This window comes from Williamsia sterculiae (assembly GCF_900156495.1).
In the GTDB taxonomy this organism is placed as follows: domain Bacteria; phylum Actinomycetota; class Actinomycetes; order Mycobacteriales; family Mycobacteriaceae; genus Williamsia_B; species Williamsia_B sterculiae.
The window spans coordinates 16,574-38,912 of sequence record NZ_FTNT01000001.1; the positions used below are offsets into that span (position 1 = coordinate 16,574).

Annotated in this window: 23 protein-coding genes; 6 read left to right on the forward strand and 17 right to left on the reverse strand. The window is 66.9% G+C overall.

The genetic code is table 11. The features are described from left to right. Positions 1-65: 65 nt before the first annotated feature. From BW971_RS00080 to BW971_RS00095, 4 genes are all read right to left on the reverse strand, one after another. A complete protein-coding gene (locus BW971_RS00080) occupies positions 66-842 on the reverse strand; it encodes an amino acid ABC transporter ATP-binding protein (RefSeq protein WP_076475466.1) in 777 nt (258 codons plus the stop codon). Continuing rightward, positions 839-1,810 (reverse strand): amino acid ABC transporter permease, encoded by a 972-nt coding sequence (locus tag BW971_RS00085; RefSeq protein ID WP_076475468.1) that lies wholly within the window; start codon positions 1,808-1,810, stop codon positions 839-841. The genes BW971_RS00080 and BW971_RS00085 overlap by 4 nt, the downstream gene beginning before the upstream one ends. A 224-nt stretch (positions 1,811-2,034) precedes the next feature. Then, positions 2,035-3,081: an adenylate/guanylate cyclase domain-containing protein gene (locus tag BW971_RS00090; RefSeq protein WP_076475469.1), complete on the reverse strand. Its 1,047-nt coding sequence runs from the start codon at positions 3,079-3,081 to the stop codon at positions 2,035-2,037. Continuing rightward, the gene (locus tag BW971_RS00095; RefSeq protein ID WP_076475471.1) at positions 3,062-4,249 is read right to left on the reverse strand and encodes a TetR/AcrR family transcriptional regulator; all 1,188 of its coding nucleotides are present in this window, start codon (positions 4,247-4,249) and stop codon (positions 3,062-3,064) included. The genes BW971_RS00090 and BW971_RS00095 overlap by 20 nt, the downstream gene beginning before the upstream one ends. Positions 4,250-4,477: 228 nt before the next feature. Between BW971_RS00095 and BW971_RS00100 the strand changes: the two genes are divergently transcribed. Both BW971_RS00100 and BW971_RS00105 read left to right on the forward strand, forming a co-directional pair. After that, positions 4,478-5,689: an acetyl-CoA C-acetyltransferase gene (locus BW971_RS00100; RefSeq protein WP_076476199.1), complete on the forward strand. Its 1,212-nt coding sequence runs from the start codon at positions 4,478-4,480 to the stop codon at positions 5,687-5,689. Positions 5,690-5,730: 41 nt separating this feature from the next. After that, positions 5,731-7,905 carry a 3-hydroxyacyl-CoA dehydrogenase NAD-binding domain-containing protein gene (locus BW971_RS00105; protein ID WP_076475473.1) on the forward strand — a complete coding sequence of 725 codons (2,175 nt, stop codon included), beginning with the start codon at positions 5,731-5,733 and terminating at the stop codon, positions 7,903-7,905. Between the two features lie 36 nt (positions 7,906-7,941). Here the strand turns inward: BW971_RS00105 and BW971_RS00110 are convergent, their stop codons facing one another. From BW971_RS00110 to BW971_RS00145, 8 genes are all read right to left on the reverse strand, one after another. Next, entirely contained in the window at positions 7,942-8,406 is a 465-nt protein-coding gene (locus BW971_RS00110; RefSeq protein ID WP_076475475.1) for a DUF309 domain-containing protein, read from the reverse strand. Between the two features lie 29 nt (positions 8,407-8,435). Continuing rightward, a complete protein-coding gene (locus tag BW971_RS00115) occupies positions 8,436-9,053 on the reverse strand; it encodes a TetR-like C-terminal domain-containing protein (RefSeq protein WP_076475477.1) in 618 nt (205 codons plus the stop codon). A gap of 25 nt (positions 9,054-9,078) precedes the next feature. After that, positions 9,079-9,831 carry an SDR family oxidoreductase gene (locus BW971_RS00120; protein ID WP_076475479.1) on the reverse strand — a complete coding sequence of 251 codons (753 nt, stop codon included), beginning with the start codon at positions 9,829-9,831 and terminating at the stop codon, positions 9,079-9,081. Between the two features lie 77 nt (positions 9,832-9,908). Further along, positions 9,909-10,865 carry a R2-like ligand-binding oxidase gene (locus tag BW971_RS00125; RefSeq protein ID WP_076475481.1) on the reverse strand — a complete coding sequence of 319 codons (957 nt, stop codon included), beginning with the start codon at positions 10,863-10,865 and terminating at the stop codon, positions 9,909-9,911. A 74-nt stretch (positions 10,866-10,939) separates the two neighbouring features. After that, the gene (locus tag BW971_RS00130; protein ID WP_327199968.1) at positions 10,940-11,665 is read right to left on the reverse strand and encodes a GAF and ANTAR domain-containing protein; all 726 of its coding nucleotides are present in this window, start codon (positions 11,663-11,665) and stop codon (positions 10,940-10,942) included. Between the two features lie 159 nt (positions 11,666-11,824). After that, positions 11,825-12,430 (reverse strand): TMEM175 family protein, encoded by a 606-nt coding sequence (locus tag BW971_RS00135; protein WP_076475483.1) that lies wholly within the window; start codon positions 12,428-12,430, stop codon positions 11,825-11,827. Positions 12,431-12,541: 111 nt separating this feature from the next. Next, entirely contained in the window at positions 12,542-12,871 is a 330-nt protein-coding gene (locus BW971_RS00140) for a helix-turn-helix domain-containing protein (RefSeq protein WP_200799329.1), read from the reverse strand. Beyond that, positions 12,868-13,827 (reverse strand): GlxA family transcriptional regulator, encoded by a 960-nt coding sequence (locus BW971_RS00145; RefSeq protein ID WP_200799330.1) that lies wholly within the window; start codon positions 13,825-13,827, stop codon positions 12,868-12,870. The genes BW971_RS00140 and BW971_RS00145 overlap by 4 nt, the downstream gene beginning before the upstream one ends. Positions 13,828-13,900: 73 nt before the next feature. Here BW971_RS00145 and BW971_RS00150 point away from each other — a divergent pair, with 73 nt between their 5' ends. Continuing rightward, positions 13,901-14,533: an HD domain-containing protein gene (locus tag BW971_RS00150; RefSeq protein ID WP_076476205.1), complete on the forward strand. Its 633-nt coding sequence runs from the start codon at positions 13,901-13,903 to the stop codon at positions 14,531-14,533. Positions 14,534-14,543: 10 nt separating this feature from the next. On the opposite strand, the gene BW971_RS00155 is transcribed toward BW971_RS00150, so the two are convergent. Together BW971_RS00155 and BW971_RS00160 are read right to left on the reverse strand one after the other, a co-directional pair. Then, complete coding sequence (locus BW971_RS00155; RefSeq protein ID WP_076475485.1) at positions 14,544-14,747, reverse strand: hypothetical protein; 204 nt, start codon at positions 14,745-14,747, stop codon at positions 14,544-14,546. Positions 14,748-14,805: 58 nt separating this feature from the next. Beyond that, a complete protein-coding gene (locus tag BW971_RS00160; RefSeq protein ID WP_076475487.1) occupies positions 14,806-16,824 on the reverse strand; it encodes a M13 family metallopeptidase in 2,019 nt (672 codons plus the stop codon). 70 nt (positions 16,825-16,894) lie between these two features. Here BW971_RS00160 and BW971_RS00165 point away from each other — a divergent pair, with 70 nt between their 5' ends. After that, positions 16,895-17,488: a nucleotidyltransferase family protein gene (locus BW971_RS00165; protein ID WP_159441805.1), complete on the forward strand. Its 594-nt coding sequence runs from the start codon at positions 16,895-16,897 to the stop codon at positions 17,486-17,488. A 34-nt stretch (positions 17,489-17,522) separates the two neighbouring features. Here the strand turns inward: BW971_RS00165 and BW971_RS00170 are convergent, their stop codons facing one another. Continuing rightward, positions 17,523-18,284 (reverse strand): pirin family protein, encoded by a 762-nt coding sequence (locus BW971_RS00170; protein WP_076476208.1) that lies wholly within the window; start codon positions 18,282-18,284, stop codon positions 17,523-17,525. A gap of 291 nt (positions 18,285-18,575) precedes the next feature. Here BW971_RS00170 and BW971_RS00175 point away from each other — a divergent pair, with 291 nt between their 5' ends. Then, complete coding sequence (locus BW971_RS00175) at positions 18,576-20,222, forward strand: NTF2-like N-terminal transpeptidase domain-containing protein (RefSeq protein WP_234974118.1); 1,647 nt, start codon at positions 18,576-18,578, stop codon at positions 20,220-20,222. Positions 20,223-20,248: 26 nt separating this feature from the next. On the opposite strand, the gene BW971_RS00180 is transcribed toward BW971_RS00175, so the two are convergent. After that, on the reverse strand, positions 20,249-20,668 hold the full coding sequence (locus BW971_RS00180) for a DUF3054 domain-containing protein (protein WP_076475489.1): 420 nt from the start codon (positions 20,666-20,668) through the stop codon (positions 20,249-20,251). Between the two features lie 171 nt (positions 20,669-20,839). Here BW971_RS00180 and BW971_RS00185 point away from each other — a divergent pair, with 171 nt between their 5' ends. Further along, positions 20,840-21,133 (forward strand): DUF1330 domain-containing protein, encoded by a 294-nt coding sequence (locus BW971_RS00185; RefSeq protein ID WP_076476212.1) that lies wholly within the window; start codon positions 20,840-20,842, stop codon positions 21,131-21,133. Positions 21,134-21,136: 3 nt separating this feature from the next. Here BW971_RS00185 and BW971_RS00190 read toward each other — a convergent pair whose 3' ends face one another. Continuing rightward, entirely contained in the window at positions 21,137-22,267 is a 1,131-nt protein-coding gene (locus BW971_RS00190) for a lysylphosphatidylglycerol synthase transmembrane domain-containing protein (RefSeq protein ID WP_076475491.1), read from the reverse strand. Positions 22,268-22,339: the final 72 nt, after the last annotated feature.

The following is a 22,339-nucleotide window of genomic DNA, read 5'->3' on the forward strand; positions in this document are numbered from 1 at the left end:
GAGGGTATGGCGTGGTGATCTGGCGGATCTCGTCATTCGGGTCATCGGCTGCTCTCTGTCGGTGATCACACCACGCGGCTCAGGAAGTCGCGGGTACGGCGGTTGTCCGGATTGTCCAGAACTGCTGCGGGAGTTCCGGATTCGATGATGCGTCCACCGTCCATGAACACGACGGTGTCGGCGACCCTGCGGGCGAAGGAGATCTCGTGGGTCACGATGAGCAGGGTTCTGCCGGTGCGGGCCAGCTCGATGATCACCTGCAGCACCTCGTCGACCAACTCGGGGTCCAGTGCGGAGGTGGGTTCGTCGAAGAGGATGAGCTCGGGATCCAGCGCCAGCGCGCGGGCGATGGCCACGCGTTGTTGCTGGCCACCGGACAGCTGACGGGGATAGGCGTCGGCGCGATCGGTGAGGCCGACGCGACCCAGCAGCTCCTTCGCTTGCGCAGCGGCCTCGTCGCGGCTGCGGTGCAGTGCCGAGATCGGTGCCTCCATCACGTTCTCCGCGGCGCTGAGGTGCGGGAACAGGTTGAAGTCCTGGAACACGAACCCGATACGAGTGCGTTGTCGGAGCAGCTCCGAGGGCGACAACCTGTGCAGGACGCGGTTGCCACGCCGGAAGCCGATGAGCTCATCGTCGAGGAGCACGAACCCACTGGTGGGCGGGTGTAGATGATTGATGGCCCGCAGCAATGTGGACTTGCCGGAGCCCGAGGGGCCGATGATCGCGACCACCTCACCCCGGCCGACCGTGAGATCGATGTCATCGAGCACGACGTCGGCGCCGAAAGACTTGCTCACTGCGCGGATCTCCAGCAGCGGTGAGGCTTTGACTGTGTTCATACCTGGCTCGCCCGTGTCGGCGAGGTGCGCAGAGGCCGCCGATGGTTCCAACGCACGCGTAACCGCTGGATGGGTGTCGGCGGAAGCTCGCGGTGGGCACCCTTCGCGAAGTAGCGCTCCACGTAGAACTGTACGACCGACAGCAGACCGGTGAGGATGACGTACCAGACGACCGCGACCATCAGCAGGGGGATGATGCGACCGTTGCGTCCGTAGATGACCTGAACCTGATAGAAGAGGTCCGGCAGTGCGATGATGAACACCGCCGATGTGCCCTTCAGCAATCCGATGATCTCGTTGGTCGCAGGGGGCACGATGGTGCGCATCGCCTGGGGGAAGACGATTCGGGTGAACTGCTTGCGGGCGGGAATCCCCAGCGCGGCGGCGGCTTCGCGCTGTCCCTCGTCCACCGACAACAGGCCCGCCCGGATGATCTCGGCGCCATACGCGGCCTGATGGATCGACAGTCCGATGACGGCTGCGGACATCGGACCGATGAGGTCCTTGGTCGCGGCCTCCCCGAACACCGGGCCGAATGGTATGCCGTATCCCAGGTGGGTGTACAGGGCACCGAGGAAACCCCAGAACAGGATCTGGACCAGCAGCGGAATGGACCGGAACAGCCAGATGAACGACCAACTGGTCGCGCGCAGCAGGGGGTTCGGCGACTGGCGCATGACGGCCAGCACCACACCGCCGGCGAATCCCAGCACCGCGCCGTAGACGGTCAGCTGGACGGTGAGCCAGAGGGCCTTCAACACCGTGGTGCTGAAGAAGAACGCCCCGAAGGTGGGCCAGTCGAAACGCGGATTGGTGATCGCCCCGACCACGAACTGGGCCAACAGGATGCCCACGACGACGACCGCCAACAGTCGTCCGTACCTCGGGCGTTGGACGATCGGCAGATCCTGTAGCGGGATCTGATGCGTCACAGGCGGGTGCGACGGCGTAAACGTTCCAGCGGACATGGGGTTCCGGATCTTTGTGGGTCTGCGAACTCGTGGGTTCGACAGTCGACGAATGGATGTGTCCAGAACCTATACGCGCACGCCGCGGCCGGACAATTCATGCATTCACGACGATTCGAACCCTCGTGGCCAGGTGATTCGTGTGTCCGGCGGCACAGGCCGGACTGACGCCCGACGCCCCGATGGCGACCGCCCGCGCTCGTCACCGACGGCTGCCGCCTCCGTCAATCGTGGGCGTCGTCACCCGACCCGGGAGTCGAATCCTGCTCGGTGCCACCGTCGAACTTGCGGTTCCAGTGCAAGGTCATGGCCCGTAGCCGCTTGTACCCGCGCACCGACAACGGGGCGATGGATCGGGTGTGAAAGCGTGGGTCGTCGATGGCCTCACCCAGGGTGGAGTCGACCAGGATCGCACCCGGTCGCGCCGAACTCGACAGTCGAGCAGCGATGTTCACCGCCTCGCCGAAGACGTCGCCGTAGCGGTGCAACACAGGTCCCAGCGCCAGACCCACCCGAACCTGTGGCAGGTCGAGCTTCTCGGTCATGTCGAGAAGTTCCAGTCCGACGGCCGCGGCGATGTTCGCCCGTGCGTCCTCGGCGACGTCGATCAAGAAGAGCACTCCGTCACCGAGGGTCTTGATGATCGAACCGTCGTGGGAGACGACGATCTCCGTGACCGCACCCTCGTAGCGTTGCAGGAGGTCGTTGAGTTTGTTCATCCCGATACGTCGGGACAGAGCCGTGTATCCGACGATGTCGACGAAGCCGACGACGGATTCGGTCGCCGTGTCCGTGGCTCCGCCCAGATTGCGCATCGCCGAGTCGAGATGACGTCGCCAGACCATGTTCTGCATGACCTGCAGGCTGTCGATCATCGCGGCGGCGTCGACGTCGACACTGGGGTCCGCGTCCACGTCGCGAATCCGAGCCGCTTGCCAGTCGGCGAGACGGGACATGGCCTGTCCCACCACCCGGGCGGTGGCGATCTCCGCTCCCTGGGCGGCGGCGGTGGCGTTGTCACCGCTGACGTACTCGGCCGTCATCAGCATCGCGAGTGCGTCCATCTCGGCCCTGGTCAGCACGGGCTCGTCGGGATCGGCGGCGGGGAAGCCGAAGGCGTTCCAGACCCGGTCGCCGAATTCTTCGGTGACACCGAACTCGGCTACCGCGTCGTTCTTGGTGAATCGGCGTTCGGCCGGATCGGGTCGGGCGGCCTGGGACCGAGCACAGGTCGGGTCGGGAGTGTCGCGATCAGGCGATTCCGAGGGCACCCTTGACAAGGTAGGCCAGCTGAGCGGGGAAATCGTCGCGATCGGCGTTACGTCCCATCTGCACGGCGTCGTTGGCGATGGTCAGCGCCGCATGAACGGTCACCGCTGCGACCGGACGGCCGAGGTCGCCGTGCGCCTCGTCGAGCAGGTCGATCCACCGCGTGACGTAATCACGCTGTACGGCAACCAGATCACGTGCCCCCAGACCACGCAGAACGGGTCGGTTGGCAAAGCCGACGGAGAGGTCCGGCGTGCTGGTCAGCACGGTGACGTAGGAATCGGCGAGCCGGGACAGTACCTCCGCGGGCGTGGCGTCGGCCGCATGAGCGGCCATCGCGCCGGCTTCCAGGCGGGCTGCGCTGCGTCGCCCGATGCTCACCAGGATCTCGGCCTTGGACGGGAAGTGCTTGTACACACTCGGCCCGGTGATCCCGACCGCCGCGCCGATGTCGTCGACACCCACCGACGCGAATCCGCGGGCGGCGAACAGGCGCGCCGCCGCGTCCAGGATCTCTCCGCGCCGATCGGTGGTCTCCACGGGCGTGAGCGACAGTGGCAACACGGGCGCCGACGACGGGGTGAGGGCGGCGAGTCTGGCGATGATCTCGGCAAGTGCCGGTCGTGCCCGGGCGGTGGGCACCCGGGTTGCGTGCACCGACAGGCTTCCGGTGACGCTGAGGATCGACCAGGCCAGTTGGGCGATGTCACGATCGGTCAGCTCGGGACGGTCGACGAAGAGGACGGCCGACCAGCGCCGCAGTATGGCGCGGGTCCGAGCGGCGACGTGCTGGTTCTGTTCGTCGGTGAGGAAGGAACTGTTCCCCCGCCACAACAGCGCCGTCGCGTGTTTGCGGACCGCGAGGCCGCTGATCACGGTGATGAGTTCGGCGGGTTGTTGGGGTGGGTCGGTGGCGCGTTCGGTGCAGCGCTCGAGGTCGGCGACGCCCGCGGCGATCGCGGCGACGAGCAGCGCCTGTTTGTCGGGGAAGTGTCGGTAGACGGCCGGCCCGGTCACCCCGGCGGCCTTGGCGATGTCGGCAACCGAGACCTGACCGTATCCGCGGTCGAGGAACAGCTCGGCCGCGTGGTCGATCAGCTGCTCCCGACGGTCGGGCCGGGTCCGTCCGCCCCGGTCTGACCGGGTGGGGGTGTCGGGTCGGGTTGTCATGGTGAGTCGAGGTTAGCGCACGATTGCGCCAGTGCGATGCCGGTTGACCTCGAGGTATGGCGCTTCGAGTTATTGCGCGTTAGCCTGTCGGATGTGGAGGTGCGTATGTTCGCGCGCCTGTGTACCGACTCCGATCGCCGGTCCACGCGACCCCGGGTCCACGTGGCCCGGATGTCGTCAACCAGGCCCCGCTCACAGGGCCGCACGATTTGCCGAAAGGAATCCCTCGTGCCCGAGTCAGCATTCATCTACGAGGCCATCCGCACGCCTCGTGGCAAGCAGCGCAACGGTTCGTTGCACAGCGTCAAGCCGGTCGACCTGGTCGCAGGCCTGATCAAGGAACTGCAAGCCCGTCACCCCGACATCGACCCCGCCGACATCAACGACGTCATCCTCGGTGTGGTGTCCCCGGTCGGTGAGCAGGGTTCGGTCATCTCGCGGACCGCGGCGCTGGTCGCCGGGCTGCCCGAGAGTGTCCCCGGTACCCAGATCGACCGGTTCTGCGCATCAGGCCTCGAGGCCACCAACCTCGCCGCCGCGCGTATCGCTTCCGGCTGGGATGACCTGGTCATCGCCGGCGGTGTCGAGTCGATGTCGCGCGTACCGATGGGCTCCGACGGTGGCGCGATGTTCGAGGACCCCACCACCAGCTATGACCTGCACATCGCCCCGCAGGGCATCGGCGCCGATCTGATCGCCACGATCGAGGGCTTCTCCCGCGAGGACGTGGACGCCTACGCCGCCGAGTCGCAGGCGCGCGCCGACAAGGCATGGGAATCCGGCTACTTCACCAAGTCCGTGGTCCCGGTCAAGGACATCAACGGTGTCACCCTGCTCGATCACGACGAGCACCGTCGTCCGGGCAGCACCGTGGAGAGTCTCGGCAAGCTGCGCACCGCGTTCGACGGCATCGGCCAGATGGGCGGCTTCGACGACGTCGCCCTGCAGAAGTACCACGACGTGGAGAAGATCGACCACGTGCACACCGGTGGCAACAGCTCCGGCATCGTCGACGGTGCGGCCGTTGTGCTCATCGGTAGCAAGGAGGCCGGTGAGAAGGCCGGACTGACCCCGCGTGCCCGCATCGTCGCGACCGCGCAGACCGGCAGCGACCCGACCATCATGCTGACCGGCCCCACCCCGGCGACCGAACTGGTCCTCAAGCGGGCCGGGTTGACCGTCGACGACATCGACGTGTTCGAACTCAACGAGGCCTTCGCCGCGGTGGTCCTGAAGTGGATGAAGGATCTCAAGATCCCGCACGAGAAGGTGAACGTGAACGGCGGTGCCATCGCCATGGGACACCCCCTCGGTGCGACCGGCGCGATGATCCTCGGCACCGTCGTCGACGAACTCGAGCGCAGCGGTGGCCGCTACGGCCTGATCACGTTGTGCATCGGCGGCGGCATGGGCGTCGCGACCATCATCGAGCGCGTCTGATCGCCGCACCTTCCACTTCGACAGAGGATTACTGAGACAACATGAGCGACAACTTGTTCAACTGGGAGCAGGACGCCGACGGCGTCGTCGTGCTGACCATGGACGACCCCAACCAGGGTGCGAACACGATGAACGCACTCTTCCTGGAGTCGATCGGCCCGATCGTGGACCGGCTGGAGGCCGAGAAGGACTCCATCACCGGCGTGGTGATCACCTCGGCCAAGAAGACCTTCTTCGCAGGCGGCGACCTCAAGGAGATGACCGCCGACCAGGGTGATCGTCCCAAGGAGGACATCGCGCTGGAGATCACCAACAGCACCAACGCGATGAAGAAGTCGCTGCGCCGACTGGAGACCCTGGGCAAGCCGGTGGTCGCGGCCGTCAACGGGGCCGCCCTCGGCGGTGGCCTGGAGCTGGCGCTGCACACCCATCACCGCATCGCCGCGGACGTCAAGGGCAACCAGCTCGGCCTGCCCGAGGTCCAGCTGGGTCTGCTGCCCGGTGGCGGTGGCGTCACCCGTACTGTGCGTCTGCTCGGTGTGCAGACGGCGCTGATGTCGGTGTTGCTGCAGGGCAACCGCTTCAAGCCGGCCAAGGCCAAGGAGATCGGCCTCGTCGACGAGGTGGTCGGTTCCGTGGAGGAGCTGCTGCCCGCGGCCAAGGAGTGGATCAAGGCCAACCCCGAGGCCACGCAGCCCTGGGACGTCAAGGGATTCAAGATCCCCGGTGGTGATCCGGCGCGGCTGTCCAAGCAGCAGATCCTGCCGGCCATGCCGTCGTTGCTGCGCAAGCAGATCAAGGGTGCGCCGATGCCCGCACCGCGAGCCATCCTGGCGGCGGCCGTCGAGGGTGCCTACGTCGATGTCGACACCGCTGACGCGATCGAGACCCGTTACTTCGTCTCGCTGGTCACCGGGCAGGTCGCCCAGAACATGATCAAGGCGTTCTTCTTCGACCTCCAGCACATCAACAACGGTGGCTCCCGTCCGGACGGTTTCGAGAAGTACACCGCCAAGAAGGTCGGCGTCATCGGCGCCGGCATGATGGGTGCGGCGATCGCCTACGTCTCGGCCAAGGCAGGCATCGATGTGGTGCTCAAGGACGTCACCCAGGAGGCGGCTGACAAGGGTAAGCAGTACTCGGTCACCCTGGAGGAGAAGGCGCTCAAGCGCGGCAAGACCACCCAGGAGAAGTCGGACGAGCTGCTCGCGCGGATCCACCCGACCGACAAGCCGGAGGATTTCAAGGGCGTCGACTTCGTGATCGAGGCGGCCTTCGAGTCCGTCGAGGTCAAGAACCAGGTGTTCGGCGAGATCCAGGACATCGTCGAGCCGGACGCGGTGCTCGGCTCCAACACCTCGACCCTGCCGATCACCGGGCTGGCCAAGGGTGTCAATCGACCCGAGGACTTCATCGGGATCCACTTCTTCTCGCCGGTCGACAAGATGCCGCTCGTGGAGATCATCCGCGGAGAGAAGACCTCGGATGCGGTGCTGGCCAAGGTCATCGACTACACGCTGCAGATTCGCAAGACCCCGATCGTGGTGCACGACAGCCGCGGCTTCTTCACCAGCCGGGTCATCGGCACCTTCATCAACGAGGCCATCGCCGCCGTCGGTGAGGGTGTGGAGCCGGCCCGGATCGAGCAGGCCGGCTCGCAGGCCGGTTACCCGGCCCCGCCGCTGCAGCTGTCCGACGAGCTGACGCTGACCCTGATGCAGAAGATCCGTAAGGCCACCGAAGAGGGGTACAAGGCCGAGGGCAAGGACTTCCCCGACCACGGGTCCTACGAGGTCATCGACCGCCTGGTCGAGGCCGGCCGCACCAGCAAGAAGGACGGCAAGGGCTTCTACGACTACGATGACGCCGGCAAGCGCACCGGTCTGTGGCCGGGTCTGCGCGACGAGTTCAAATCGGGCAGCGGAGATGTCCCCTTCATCGACCTGCAGGAGCGCATGCTCTTCGCCGAGGCGCTGGAGACCGTGCGATGCTTCGACGAGGGCGTGTTGACCTCGGTGGAGGACGCCAACATCGGCTCGATCTTCGGCATCGGATTCCCGCCGTGGACCGGTGGTGTCATCCAGTACATCAACCAGTACTCGGGTGGACTCCAAGGGTTCGTCGACCGCGCCAACGAACTCGCGGCCCGCTACGGGCAGCAGTTCGTGCCGCCGACCTCGCTGGTCGAGAAGGCGAAGGCGGGCGAGAAGTACTGATCGCCTGACGCGGACCCCGACGGCCCGGCTCCCTGTTCAGGGAGTCGGGCCGTCGGCTGTCTGCAGTCGGGGCGGTGCGCCGATGTCCGGTGTGCGCGCCCAGTCGGCCAGCGCGCCGACGTCGATGCCGTACGGCGGATCCGCGCGATACGGGTCGAGACCTGCTGCCGCCCGGTCCAGCAGGCGTGCGGCGCCGACGGGCCGACCGCGCATGCGGTGGGTGAGACCGACCGCCCACTGTGCCAATGCCTGCCACAACCCCGACTCGGCGGAACCGTTGTCGCGGGTGGACTTCCACGCGTCCTCGAACACCTCGTGGGCGTGGAACGGCCGGCCGGCGTCGAGCAGGCGCTGGGCATCGTGCAGCGTCTGCTGCGGGGTGCGGACGACACCCTCGGGCTGTCGCGGAACACCCTCCACGCCGTAGGGCAGCGGCCTGCCCAGTCCGTCGCGAGGCCGTGCGTTACGCGGTCTGCCGTCCTGGTCGCGGTCCCGGTCCATGTGTTCAGGCTAGGGCGCGGTGCGCGAGCTCATGGTCGTGCCGGTGTGATGCCTGCGAACACGTTCTCGATCAGCGCATCGACGAAGTCGGCGTTGACGGGTTCATCCGGTACGAGCAGCCGGTGGTACATCGCACCCCACAACTGGTCGATCACCACCCGGACATCGATCTCAGACCGGATCTGTCCTGCTCGCTGTGCGATACGGAACCGGTCGGCGGCGAGTTGTCTGCGACCCGACGAGTAGAGCCTGCGATACTCCCTGGCCAGGTCCGGATCGGTCTGCGACCGGCCGATCAGCTCCGCCAACAGACGACCGGCAGGGGTGGTGGTCATCAGGCCGAGGAACTGGTGCAGCTGGGTGGTGACGTCGGCGCGGACGTCACCGGTGTCGGGGAAGGCCAGCGTGTCCTGGACACCGTGGAAGTAGCCGTCGAGCGCGAGTGCACCGAGCGACGGCCACCACTTGTAGAGGGTGGTCTTGCTGACCCCCGACTCGCGCGCGACACATTCGAACGTCAGCCCGGTGAGACCGCGCCGCAACAACAGATCGCCGACGGTGTGCAGAACGTCGGCGCGCACCTCATCGGCCGGCCGACGTCCGCGTCCGTGTCGGGCGACGGGAGCGCCGTCGATGTCGTTCGCCATGTCCTGGGTGCCGCCGTCGCCCGGGTCAGGCGAGTCCGCCGTTGGCGAAGAGAACCTGACCGTTGACCCAGCGCGCCGGTCCGGCCAGGAAGGCCACGCTCTCGGCGATGTCCTCGGGGGTGCCGAGTCGTTCGAGCGGGGGAGCCGCGGCGAGCCGGTTGATGGTCTCCTCGTCCTTGCCGTCGAGGAACAGCGGCGTCGAGGTCGGACCGGGGGCGACGGTGTTCGCGGTGATGTCCTGGCCGCGCAGCTCACGGGCCAGGATCGGGGTGATCGCCTCCACGGCGCCCTTGGTGGCCACATAACCGCCGTAGGTGGGGAAGCTGGTCCGGGTGACCGTGGTGGAGAAGTTGATGATCGCCCCACCCGAGCGGATGCGGGTCGCCGCGAGCTGGGAGACGACGAACGTGCCGCGGACGTTGGTGCGATACATGCGATCCAGGTCGTCGAGGTCAATGGTCGCGATCGGGGACAGCGTCATGATGCCCGCGGTGTTGACCACGACGTCGACACCGCCGAACGCCTCCTCGAGCTGATCGAAGACGGCTCCCATGGCCTCCTCGTCGGCCACATCACCACTGACGGCGATCGCCGAACCACCCGACGCGGTGATCGACTCGACCAGAGCTTCGGCCTTGGGGCGATGACCCGCATAGTGCACACCCACGGAGTATCCGTCGGCGACCAATCGTTGTACGACGGCGGCGCCGATACCGCCGCTACCTCCGGTGACCAGTGCGACCCGGCCGGCATATGCGGGAGCGTGTGATGCGGTCACGAGGACCTCCTCGACTTATATGGACGACCCGTACATATAAGCATAGCTGCCGAAGGCAGTCCACCTGGCGTTACCGGTCAGGAGCGCAAAGCGGCCTCGTCCTCGGAGCCGAAGGTGTCCTCCAGTACCTCCGGCGAGTAGTCCTGGTCGATCTCGGCGACGTCGCGACCGCGGGCGGACTCGATGGCCGACAACCTGCGTTGTGCCCGGCCGGCCGCGTAGGAGAGGAATTCGGTGTTGTCGATGCCGAACGGCGGCTCATCGAAGCGGCCGTCGACCCATTCGATCATGGCCAGCGCGATGGGCATCAGCTCGCCGAACCGCTCGCCGATCGTGTTCCACAACGAGTCGTCGGCGGCCACGTGGCGGCGGCAGGTGAACGTGCCCCAGGCCATGTGCCTGCGCTCGTCATCGCTGATGTGCCGGATCAGGTTCTGCATACCCGGCAGGATTCCGCGTTCGGTGCACACACGTTGCCATGCGTAGTAGCCGGTCAACGCGAGGCTGCCCTCGATGACGTGGTTGTAGGTGACGCTGGCGCGTACCTGGTTGCGTGGACTGGGATCCGAACTCAGCAACCGCAGCGACTCGGGCAGCTCGTGGTAGAAGAGTTCGCGGTAGTACGGGTTCTCGGCGACGTAGGGGTGCAGGTCGGCGGTCAAACCCACCGCGTCCATCCACAGCCGGAACACCTGGGTGTGCTTGGCTTCCTCGAAGCAGAACTGGGTGAGGTACATCTCGTCACCGAACCGCCCCTCGGCCGCCATCGCCGCGATGAACGGCTGGATGTCCTCGGTCACCGCCTCCTCACCCGCGATGAACTGCGCGCAGAGGTAGGTGGAGCTGCGCCGCTGATGGTCGTCGAGTCCGGCCCAATCGGCCGCGTCGTGACCGAAGTCGAGGTCGGTGGGATTCCAGAACTTCGCGTTACCCTTGGCGAACAGTCGAAGTGGAAACGAATCCCAGTGCAGGCCGCCCGCCCGTAACGAGCTGAAACCGGATCGTCCCTCGACGGGGTGGTCGGCGATCGTCATCCCTCGACGCTAACGCGCCCGGTCGGTCGCCGTTGATGAATCGACGAAGGGCCACGATGCGGTGCGGGCAGCGATCAGGCGCCGGGACCCGCCTCGATGATCTGCGCAGCGACCGCCGACAAGGTCACCCCCCGTTCGCGGGACAGTCGAGCCAGGAGTTCGAAGGCATCGGAGTGGCCGAGGCGGAAACGTTCCATGATCATCCCCTTGGCCTGACCGATGAGGTCGCGTTGGGTCAGCGACGCTCGCACCCTTTCCTTCTCACGCACGGTGGACAACGCGATGGCGGCGTGCGCGGCGAAAAGGCCACCCACCGAACGGGAGTCATCGTCGAAAGCCTCGGTGGCACTGCTGTGCAGATTGAGTGAGGCGAAGTTGTCACCCTCGACGTAGAGGCAGAAGCAGAGCATCGAACCGATGCCGATCTCGGCGGCGCGTGCGGAGAACTCCGGCCACCGCGTCTCGGTGGCCATCCGTTCGATACTGATCGTGTCGGAGTCGAGGGCGGCTCGGATGCACGGGCCCTCGTTCAATTCGGCCTGTAACCGATCGGACTCAGCGGCGAGATCGCCGACGATGGCGGAGCTCGCCAGTTCGGAGTCGTCGCCCACCAGGGTCACGCTCGCGTATTCGGCCCCGGGTATCGACTGCACCGCCGAGGCGGAGATCGCGCGCAGGATCGTCGGGCTGTCTCTGCTCTCCTGACGGAGTAACCGGGCGACGGACGCCATCCGCGCGGGTAACGCGACCGTGATCTCGGCGGTCGCGGTCTTCTGAATCTCGTCCTGCGGTGAATCCACTTGTCTCCGGTCTCTTCATCCGACGCGTTCTCCCGGGATTGCGTATCGCTGTCGCAAGCCGGTTTCCAGCGGGGACCCCATGATAGACCGGGGCGGTTGACGTGGTGCCGTCTGTGCGGGATCGGCGGGTACGACCGACGTGCCATCGCGGTCGGCGGATCACACCGGTGTGACGCGGCCGCCGGATCGGTGCGGACGTCCAGCCAGGGCGAGCAACGGGCGTTCGAGAGTCAACAGGATCAACGGGAACAGGTAGAGCGCAGGAACGACCAGCACCAATACGAGTGCGGCGGTGACCAGACCGATGGGGATCGCGGTTCGCACCACACGGTTCGGCGGCCGCTGGTCGGCGGGGTGCTGGTCGGCGAGGATGAGATCAATGCCGCGAAGTGCGACGACCGAGACCAGCACGGTGATGACGTAGACGGCCAGGCTGAGCCGGTCGTTACCGCCGGTACTGACATCGAGCACGGTGGCGATGGGCACGAACACCACCGACGCGAGCCACGCCGCATTGACGTACACCAACCCGACGCTCACCTCGCGAGCCCCGTCGAGGACCCGATGGTGCGCACCCCACAGCACCGTGATGGCGATGAAACTGGTTGCGGCAGCGATCAGTGCGTACTGGTTGTGGGCGAAGAACTCCGCGGTCCCGCCGCCGCTCCGCGCCTCGTCCACCAGCGGTAAGGCGATCAGGGTGACGGCGATCGCGACCACGGCGTCGCTGTAGTTGACCAACCGGTCGACCTGCCGGTCGCTCATCGGAGAAGGGTGTTGATCGAGGGGGACATAGCCTGTGGCTCCTGGGTGGTGGGTGAGTGCCGCCGAATCCGGAACCCCGGATCTCGTGAGACAGGCTAACCGGCCTAGTAGTCACGCGGAGACCGTCGTCGCCCGCCACACCCCGGGTCGTGACCCCGTGGCGTTCCGGAAGAACACCGAGAAATTGGACGGGTCGTCGAAGCCCAGGATCCGCGCGCAGGTGGCGGCGGTGACCTGGTCGTGGGCCAGGAGTCGTTTGGCCTCGAGCACTAACCTTTCGACGATGTAGGACTTCGCACTGCGACCGGTGGCGTCCTGCGTCGCACGCGAAAGCGTGCGTGGGGAGTACCCGAGGGCATCGGCGTAGAAGGTGACGTCGTGGTGTTCGCGGAAGTGCGCCGCGACGCTGGCACGGAACGACTCGAACACCGCGTTGGTCACGAATTTTGTGGTGGCGGCTCGGTGAAAGCCGTGGCGAAGGTGAGCCGATAGTGTTCGGGGCTCACGCCACACGCTCGCCGAAACGCGGCGCGCGTCGCCGCGGGCGACCCCAGTCCGGTGCGCTCACCGAGCCTTTCGGCGGGCAGGTCGGTCGCCTCCAGGATCTCTCGGGCCAGATTGATCCGGATCCTGGTCATCCATCGCGCGGGTGTCAGGCCGGTTTCTGCCTCGAATGTGCGGACCAGTGTGCGTGGCGAGCAGGGGACTCGAGCTGCCAGATCGGCGAGAGTGTGTCGCGTGGTGGGGTTGCCGGCCATCCACGCACGCAGTTCGGCGAGGTCGTGTCCGCGCTCGGACGGTCGGGTCGGGGGAATGTACTGCAACTGGTCGCCGGTGCGCCGCGGTGCTGCGACGATGGCCCTGGCGCGCTGATTGGCGGCGGCCGATCCATGATCGGCGGTGATCAGGTGGAGACACAGATCGATACCCGCGGTCACCCCCGCGGAGGTCAAGATGTCGCCGTCGTCGATGAACAGCGGGCGCGGATCCACCGTGATGTCGGGGTACAGGCACTGCAGTCGCTCGACCTCCTGCCAGTGCGTGGTCACCGTGCGACCGGCGATGATCCCCGCCGCGGCGAGAGCGAAGACCCCCGTGCAGATGGATACCATCCGCGCTCCCCGCTCGACCGCCGCCCGCAACCCAGCGAGCGTTCGGTCAGCGACCCGCGCCGCGGGGTCGTCGGTGCCGGGGACGATCACGGTCTGCGCGGTCGTCAACGACCGCAGTGGTGCCAGTTCCGTGATCGCCACGCCGCCCGACGGGACGGGGCCCGCCTCCTCGTCTGCGCAGACCGTGAGTGAGTACCTCGGGTCGAGGCCGAAGATCTGCATCGGTATCGCGAGGTCGAGCGGCAGTGCACCCGGGAGGGCCAGCACGCTCACCTGATGACTCACGTGACCATTTTCAAGCGAAAGCCGACCGTTTCGCCACTGTTCGAGCTCACCGCCCGGTGGTGTGCTCATACTCATGACAGACATCCCGGAGATCCCCACCGACCCGATAGCCGTCGCCGCCCTGGAACTGGCGAGATCGACCGAGAATCCCTCGGTGTTCAACCATTCCGTCCGAAGCTTCCTGTGGGCGACGCTGCTCGCCGACCACGACAAGGTGACCGGCGATGCTGACTACGACCCGACCCTGTTATTCGCGGCGACGGTGATGCACGATCTGGGGGCGGGCAGCCGCGCGCCCGGACGCCAGCGTTTCGAGGTGGAGGGCGCTGACCTCGCCGCGGAGCTGCTCACCGAATACGGCATCGCGGCTGCCCAGGTGGACCGGGTGTGGGAGGCCATCGCCATCCACACCAGCTCCGGCATCGCCGAGCGACGCGGTCTGCTGGCCTATCTCACCCGAGAAGGTGTGGGGATCGACTTCGGTCGCCAGGCCGAGGTCGTCGGCGACCGGGCCGGGGCCGTCCACGCCCAATACCCCCGGCTGAGCATGGTCCGGTCACTCGTCGACGCGATCGTCGAGCACGCCGCGCGTAGCGAGGCCGCGGCGCCTCGCTACTCCACTGCCGGCGAATTGCTGCGCGAACGTCAGCAGGACGGTGTCACCCGAATGGAGCTCGCGGCCGCGCAATCGCCGTGGGGATCCTGACCGACGTGGCTCAGACCGCCGTCACGACACGGTAGGTGATGGTCGCGACGCAACCCGGTTCACCGTCGGACACCGAGATCAGTTCCGCGTAGTCCTCGCCTGCGGTCTCCGCGTGCTCGGCCGCGCGGTTCTCGAAGTAGTTGAGCCGCCAGTGTTCCGAGCTCCACAGGTCCGGTCTGTCCGGGACCGCATGGGTCATCGTGCGTACGTCCATCCGCCTGCGTCACCTCGCGATCCCCTGTGTCGACTTCCCGGCTCTCGGTCGGTGGTTGTCACCAGATACGTACCCGTGCCTCGGGTTCGAGGAACAGCGCATCTCCGGGGGTGACGTCGAACGCGTCGTAGAAGGCATCGATGTTGCGGACGACTCCGTTACACCGGAACTCCGGCGGGGAATGCGGGTCGATGGAGAGCCTGCGGATGGCCTCGGCCTCGCGGGTCTTTGTGCGCCACACCTGAGCCCAGCCGAAGAACACCCGCTGCAACCCGGTGAGTCCGTCGATGACCGGTACGTCGGTGCCCTCGGTGGCGATGCGGTAGGCGGCCAGCGAGATGGACAGCCCGCCGAGATCGCCGATGTTCTCGCCGATCGTGAACTCGCCGTTGACCTTGTACTGCGGATCCAACCCCTCGGGGGTGAACTGGCTGTACTGGTCGATCAGTGCCCGGGTGCGGGTCGCGAACTCGGTGCGGTCGTCGTCGGTCCACCAGTCACGCAGGTTGCCGTCACCGTCGTACTTGGCACCCTGGTCGTCGAAGCCGTGACCGATCTCGTGCCCGATGACCGCGCCGATACCGCCGTAGTTCACCGCGTCGTCGGCGTCGGGATCGAAGAACGGTGGCTGCAGGATCGCCGCGGGGAAGACGATCTCGTTCATCCCCGGGTTGTAGTAGGCGTTGACCGTCTGCGGGGTCATGAACCACTCGTCATGGTCGACCGGGGTGCCGATCTTGCCGAACTCCCGGTCCTCCTCGAACGCGGAGGCCCGACGCACGTTGCCGAGCAGGTCGTCGCGGTCGATCTGCAGCGCAGAATAGTCACGCCAGGCGGCCGGATAGCCGATCTTCGGCGTGAACTTGGACAGCTTGACCAGCGCCTTCTCACGCGTCTCCGGGCTCATCCACGCCAGCTCGCTGATGTTGCGGCGGTAGGCCTCGATCAGGTTCGCGATGAGCAGGTCCATTCGCGCCTTGGCCTCTGGCGGGAACTGCCGCTCGACGTAGAGCCTGCCGACGGCGAATCCCATGGCGCCCTCGACCAGTCCGACGGCGCGCTTCCAGCGGTCGCGGATGCTCTCGGCTCCGGTCAGGGTGTTGCCGTAGAACGCGAAGTTCTCGTTCACGAAGTCGGCCGACAGGTAGGGCGCGGCGGAATGCAGCACCCGCCATTGGGTCCAGGTCTTCCAGTCGTCGAGATCCCGATCAGCGAAGAGTGCCGCGGTGCCGGAGATGAAGGACGGTTGTCCGACCACCACCTCGTCGAAGGTGGGTGACGACGCGGCGTCGAGCCCGCCGATCCAAGCGGCCAGGTCGAAGCCGTCGATGTCAGCGGTGAGATCGGCAAATGTGCGCAGGTTGTAGGACTTCTCGGCATCGCGACGGGCCACCACGTCCCAGTGGTTCGCCGCGATCGCGGTCTCGAGGTCCACGACGGTGTCGGCACGCTGCTCCGCGTCGTCGTATCCGGCCAGCCGGAACATCGCCCGCACGTGGTCGTGGTACTTCGCGCGGGTCTCGGCATGCTTGTCGTCGCCGTTCTCGTCCGGGCGGTAGTAGGACTCGTCGGGCAGACCGATCCCGGACTGGGTGAGGTGTACGAGGTAGCGGTCGGAGTTCTTGGCGTCGGTGTCGACGTAGTAGCCGATCAGGCCGCCGCTGCCAGTCCGTTGCAGACGACCGAGTTCGGCGGCGAGCGTGGCCCGGTCCGTGACTGCGGCGATGGCGTCGAGGTCGTCGCGTACCGGAGCGATGCCGAGCGTGTCCGCGCGCTCCTCGTCCATGAAAGCGCCGTACAGGTCACCGATCTTGGCGGCATCACTGCCGGGTTGCGGCGACGCCGCGGCACACTCCTCGACGATCTCGCGGACGTTCTGCTCGGCCCGGTCGCGGAGGACGTGGAACGCGCCGTCGAGACTGCGGTCGGCGGGGATCTGGTGTCCGGCCAGCCAGACCCCGTTGACGTGTTCGAAGAGATCGTCCTGCGGTCGCACGGCGTCGTCGACGAACTCCAGGTCGAGTCCGGAGCGAGGGCTGTCGGTGGGTGCGGATGCGGTGGAGGTCACGCCGACCATCCTGCCTGGTGTCGGCGGATTCTCCCACCCGTGAACCGACAGCGGTGGCTCGATGCTGCAGGATGGTGGGGTGAGGCGATCCCATGCCCTGTCCTCGACCGCCCTGTCCTCGACTGCCACCTTTCTCGACGAGATTCGGCAGAACCCGATGATCGTCCGGTTGGTGGACGAGCTGCCCGCGCTGGACCTGCCGGACTGGTTCGTGGCGGGTGGGGCCCTGATGCAGACGGTGTGGAACGTCCGAACCAGACGGCCGGTCAACCACGGGATACTCGACTACGACGTCCTCTACTTCGACGACTCCGACCTGTCGGAAGCCGCGGAACAAGTCGTGATCGACCGGGTGGCGGCGGTGTTCGGCGCAGACGTGCAGATCCGGAACCAGGCCCGCGTCCACCACTGGTACGCGGACAAGTTCGGCATGGACTCCCCTGTGCGGCCGTTGCGGGACAGTCGTGATGGTATCGACCAGTTCGTCGCGCCCTGCGTCGCCGTGGGGGTCACCCGCTCCGACGACGGAGAACTCACGGTCTACGCGCCCTTCGGCCTCGACGACATGAACACCATGATCATTCGACACAATGTGGCCCGCGCGTCCCGAGAGGCGTTCGATGCGAAGGCCACCCGGTGGCGCAGTCGGTGGCCCGAGGTGACCATCGACTGACGCCGTCGCGGGCCGGGTGCTGTGTGGAGAGGCGTCATTCGCCCAGGCGGCGCTGCATCGCCCAGAGGATGACCTCGGCGACGTCGACCCCCGGTGCCACCCTCACGGTCTCGTCGCCGCCGTCGTCGATCCGGATCGCGTCACCGGCGTCGAGGTGCTCTTCCCCGATCTGCGACCCGGTGACCAGCGCGCCGCCCCGGGTGACGAAGAGGTGCCCGAACCGCATCGATGGCAGGGTCAGCGGGCGGTCGGAGGTGGGTCGCGCCACATACATCGTCGCGTCCCGTACGCCGAGGAGGACGGCGGCATCGGGATCGCAGCCGGACACCGCGGGCACCAGGCCGCCGGCGACGAGGCGGCCGGTGATGGGTGACTGACCGTAGGCGGGGGCGCCGCCGGGATCGTCGGGCACCATCTGCATCTGGACGAAGTGCACCGGTGTGATGGTGGAGGCGTTGCGTTCGGAATGCCGGACGCCCGACCCGGCACTCAGCCGCTGGGCCGTTCCGGGCCGGACGATGCCGGCGTTACCCGTCGAGTCGACGTGTTCCAGTTCTCCGCTGAGCACCCAGGTGACGATCTCGGCGTCACGATGCGGATGCGTGTCGTATCCGCCACCCGGGGGTAGCCACTCCTCGTTGTGCACCACGAGGAGTCCGTGGTGGGTGTTGGCGGGGTCGTAATGGTCGCCGAAGGAGAAGCTGTGCCTGGTCCATGACGAGTCGGTCTCGGTGACCGGGCGGTCGACGGAGCGCATCACCCGATACCGGGGCTGACGACGGGAGTCGGTCGACATGAGCTGATTCTCCCAGGTGCGGCGGGTGACCACGCGGCGTGTGTGCATCGCAGGGTGAGCAACGTCCCTTCTCGAGACGTCGCTCGGCGCTGGCGTGGTGTGACGGTCACATGATGAGATGATCGCCGGCGCCGAATGGGCGGTCGATCGAGGGAACGTCGGTACGGTGAGCTGCGTGGTGCGACCGTGGGCGGTGATCGACCGGGTCTGTCTGATTCGAGACCGGACCGTAAGCAAACCGAGAAGCCCATTGTTGTTATTCGTGATGTGACTAGAGTGAAAATTGGGATTGTGAAGTCTGGTGTGTGGGCGCGTCTGACGGTGACGCGGTGGATGCTGATCGTGGTCGTTGCGCTGACGGCCGCGACGTCGGTCGCCGCGTGCGGCATCCTCGGTTCCAACAAGGAATCAGAGCTGTCCGCGGCGTTGCATCGCTTCGCGGACGCGATCGGCGCGCAGGACGCCACCAAGGCGGGTTCGCTGACCTCGGCTCCGGCCCAGGCGACCGACGCCTACACGTCGACGCTGACCAGCATGCGTGCGCAGAAGGTACAGGTCACGGTGCAGGATCCGGTGGAGTACTCCGACGGCAGCGCCAATTTCTCGCTCACCACCAGCTGGCAGTTCGGCAAGGACCGCACCTTCACCATCGGGACCAAAGGGTCAGCTCGCAAACTGAGTGCCGGGTGGCGGGTGCAGTGGGACCCGTCGTTGATCGCCGATGGCCTGCCCCCGGGTGGGTACCTGCGTCAGGTGCGCACCGACGCCCGCCCGGCGCCTGCGTTGTTGTCGAGTACCCGACAGCCGTGGATGTCGCTGCAACCGGTCAACGACATCGTGGTGGATCCGGCGCGGGTCAAGAACCCCGCCGCGACGGCGAGCGCACTGGCCGCAACGCTCAAGCCCATCGCGCCGCTGATCACCACGAGCACGATTCGATCGCAGCTCGACATGGCGCAGGGTAAGCCGGTGACCGTCGTCTCCCTGCGTGACTCCGACATGACCGTCCTCGACTCCGATCCGGATGACGTCACCGGGGTGTCGGTGGTGAAGAACTCGGATCTGCTGGTCATCGACCGTCGTATCAACACGCCCCTGACCGCGACGGCGACCGACTACTGGCAGACCGTGCGCGATGCGACCTCCGGTTGGGAGGTGCAGCGGGTGGATCCGGGTCGTCGACCGATCCGACTCGACGGTGCGCAGGGTCCGGCGGCCAAGTCGCTGTCGACCAGTTTCGACCCGAATGCGCAACTCACCCTCGGTGACTCGGTGGTCGAGGTCGCGCAGGCGGCGTCGATGTTGGTACTGGACGCGAAGACCGGTGGCGTCGTGGCGGCGGCGCAGAACACCGCCGCGCAGAACGAGAAGGTGACGATCACCGATCGTTACACCCCCGGCACCACGCTGGACCCGGTGTTCGCGGCGGTCAACGCCGCTGCGGGCGGCAACAAGGACAAGACCCGTCAGCTGGCCAATGGTCTCGGTCTGGAACTCGGGTACATGGTCCCGGGCCTGACTCCCAAGGGTGGACAGGGTGCCGCACCGGCCAGCCAGGTCTCGCTGGACTCTGCATCCAGTCGGGTGTCGATGCTCGAGATGGGTGCATTCGGGGCTGCCGTGGCGCGCGGTGACGCCGTGGCGCCGACCTTCTTCGGCACCGCCCCGACGGTGGTGTCCGGCGGCAAGGTGGGTGCCGCCGACCCGTCGGTGCTCAACCCCGTGCGTGCTGCGATGGCCAAGACCGTGGCCACCGGTGACGCGAGCGATCTGACCGGGGCGCCCGGGTTGAACGCGTTGGTCGGCACCAACGGTCCGCAGGGACCGGGGTGGTTCGTCGGCCTCCAGGGCGGCAAGGTGGTGGTGGTCTACTGCACCGGCGCCAAGTCGGGAACTGCAGCATTGCAGGTGGCGCAAAAGTACTTCCGGACCATGTGAATCGCGCCCGGAGCGGTGGTGGGCTGTCAGGCTCCGCTGAGGCGGCGGCGCAGCATTGCCATGCGGGCACCGCGCCAGCCCAGCAGGAACAACCCCAGCACGATCGTCGCGACGATGACGAAGCTGATCGCGATGCCCTGCCCGAACTGTTGACGAAGCACCATCCCGATCGCCACGGTCGCGACCCAGATGACCATGCCGTCCACCCAGATGGACTCGGGTCGGAAGTCGTGGTGCAGCAGGTCGCTGGAACGCACCTGGGCGACGACGTAACACAGCGACCACCCGAGCACAGCGCCCAGCGCGAACGGCCAGAAGGTGCTGAGGATGCCGGTGGGGCGCAATCCGTCGTGATGGTTGAACCGCCCGATGATCACGAAGACCAGGATGGCGAGGACGTCACATCCGGCTGCGACCACTGTGGTCGCCGCTGATCGTCCGTTCATTGCGACCACCCTAGCTGTTGCGGGATGTGACGTCGGCTGTTGGTTCCGTGGTCCGATGAGTCATCCTGGGCGGGCGCGATTCGTCTTCGCCGATGCATCGGAATCCATGTATTGATCGCGCCACACGCCGCCGTGCGCGGAGCCGCACATCACCCCGACACCGGAGGTTCCATGCCCAAGGGCTACTGGATCAGCGCCTACACCACCATCTCAGACACCGAGAAGCTGGCTGCCTACAACGAGCTCGCCGCTCGGGCCGTCACCGCCGCGGGCGGGCGGACCATCGTCCGTGGTGGTCGGGTTCTGGCGTACGACGCAGGAATCGCCGAGCGCACCGTTGTGGTCGAGTTCGAGAGCTACGAGCAGGCCGTCGCGGCGCGCGAGAGTGCGGCCTATCAGGACGCGCTGGCCGTCCTCGCCGACGCTGTCGAGCGCGATTTCCGCATCGTCGAGGGCGTCGACTGACCGTCAGTCGGACGTGTGCGGCCGATCCGGCGGGTCGTCAACCGGTCTGTCCGCACCCGACGACCCACGGGCCCGATGTTCCCGGTCCGGGTCGTCGTCGCTGCGGATCTCGCGACGGAACTTGGCGAAGATGACCAACCACCCGATCAGCGCGACCAGCAGGTAGCTGACCAGCCGGTACAACAACACCGCGGTCACCGCCTCGCCGCCACCCATACCCGCCGACGCCAGCGCGGGCACCAGCACACCGTCGACCACTCCGAGTCCGCCGGGGAGCAGCGGGATGGCGGTGCCGACGGCCTTGCCCGCGGCGTAGGCGACCATCAGACCGGAGATGCTCGGTTGTGCCCCGACGGCGTAGCAGGCGAACGCGAGACACGCGACGTCGGCGGCCCAGTTGAAGATCGACCAGCCGAATGCCACCGCGGCGTCGCGCCCGGTGAGCTGTACCGCGCGCAGCTGTTCGATGATCTCGACCCACCGCGTGGCCCCGTGGTCCTCGGGCTTGTCACGGGCCTCGTTGTACCAGCGCAGCAGTCGGAGTCCGACGTTCTCCATCGTCTCCGGATGCCCGGCCAGGTACTGGGCGACGATGACGAAGGCGATGAACCCGAACACCGAGAACAGCACCGAGAACGGGCTGGTCTTGGCACCGGCAAGCAGCGCGCCGCCCAGCCCGAGCACCGCGAGTCCCACCCCCATCAGCAGCCCGGACATGACGACCTGCCAGGACGCGACCACGGGGCTGGCACCCCATTTGCGTGTCTCCCGGTACGTGAACGCCGGCGCCAACACCTGACCGCCGGGCAAGGTCTGGCTGACCGAGTTCGCCGCCAACACCACCGACAACGACTTCCACTGCTTGACCACCACCCCGGCGCTGCGCAGCAGTGCCCGCTGGACCTGGGCGAAACTGTCCATCGAGAGACCCGCGGCAATGATGCACGGAACGATCCACCAGCCGCGCAGATTGTCCTTGCGATGCCACGCATCCTGCAGGCTCGGCCAGATCAGCACGGCCTCCACGGCCAGTACCGCGATGGCCAGCGCGAGGGCGACCCAGCGCACCCACCAGAACCGGCGACGGCGGGTGTGCTGCCCGGCGCCCTCGGCGTCGGCGTGCTCTGCCGTCATGTCGGCAACCCTAACCGTCGCCGAGTGCGGTCGCGGGATCCGTCGGCGGTGTCCGACCGAGGAGGCGAACGC

What these genes read in the sequence shown, in the direction of transcription:
- BW971_RS00080 (WP_076475466.1), bottom strand. Translation starts at nt 842, where the DNA reads ATGAACACAGTCAAAGCCTCACCGCTGCTGGAGATCCGCGCAGTGAGC.
- BW971_RS00085 (WP_076475468.1), bottom strand. Translation starts at nt 1,810, where the DNA reads ATGTCCGCTGGAACGTTTACGCCGTCGCACCCGCCTGTGACGCATCAG.
- BW971_RS00095 (WP_076475471.1), bottom strand. Translation starts at nt 4,249, where the DNA reads ATGACAACCCGACCCGACACCCCCACCCGGTCAGACCGGGGCGGACGG.
- BW971_RS00105 (WP_076475473.1), top strand. Translation starts at nt 5,731, where the DNA reads ATGAGCGACAACTTGTTCAACTGGGAGCAGGACGCCGACGGCGTCGTC.
- BW971_RS00110 (WP_076475475.1), bottom strand. Translation starts at nt 8,406, where the DNA reads ATGGACCGGGACCGCGACCAGGACGGCAGACCGCGTAACGCACGGCCT.
- BW971_RS00115 (WP_076475477.1), bottom strand. Translation starts at nt 9,053, where the DNA reads ATGGCGAACGACATCGACGGCGCTCCCGTCGCCCGACACGGACGCGGA.
- BW971_RS00125 (WP_076475481.1), bottom strand. Translation starts at nt 10,865, where the DNA reads ATGACGATCGCCGACCACCCCGTCGAGGGACGATCCGGTTTCAGCTCG.
- BW971_RS00135 (WP_076475483.1), bottom strand. Translation starts at nt 12,430, where the DNA reads ATGAGCGACCGGCAGGTCGACCGGTTGGTCAACTACAGCGACGCCGTG.
- BW971_RS00150 (WP_076476205.1), top strand. Translation starts at nt 13,901, where the DNA reads ATGACAGACATCCCGGAGATCCCCACCGACCCGATAGCCGTCGCCGCC.
- BW971_RS00155 (WP_076475485.1), bottom strand. Translation starts at nt 14,747, where the DNA reads ATGGACGTACGCACGATGACCCATGCGGTCCCGGACAGACCGGACCTG.
- BW971_RS00160 (WP_076475487.1), bottom strand. Translation starts at nt 16,824, where the DNA reads ATGGTCGGCGTGACCTCCACCGCATCCGCACCCACCGACAGCCCTCGC.
- BW971_RS00170 (WP_076476208.1), bottom strand. Translation starts at nt 18,284, where the DNA reads ATGTCGACCGACTCCCGTCGTCAGCCCCGGTATCGGGTGATGCGCTCC.
- BW971_RS00180 (WP_076475489.1), bottom strand. Translation starts at nt 20,668, where the DNA reads ATGAACGGACGATCAGCGGCGACCACAGTGGTCGCAGCCGGATGTGAC.
- BW971_RS00185 (WP_076476212.1), top strand. Translation starts at nt 20,840, where the DNA reads ATGCCCAAGGGCTACTGGATCAGCGCCTACACCACCATCTCAGACACC.
- BW971_RS00190 (WP_076475491.1), bottom strand. Translation starts at nt 22,267, where the DNA reads ATGACGGCAGAGCACGCCGACGCCGAGGGCGCCGGGCAGCACACCCGC.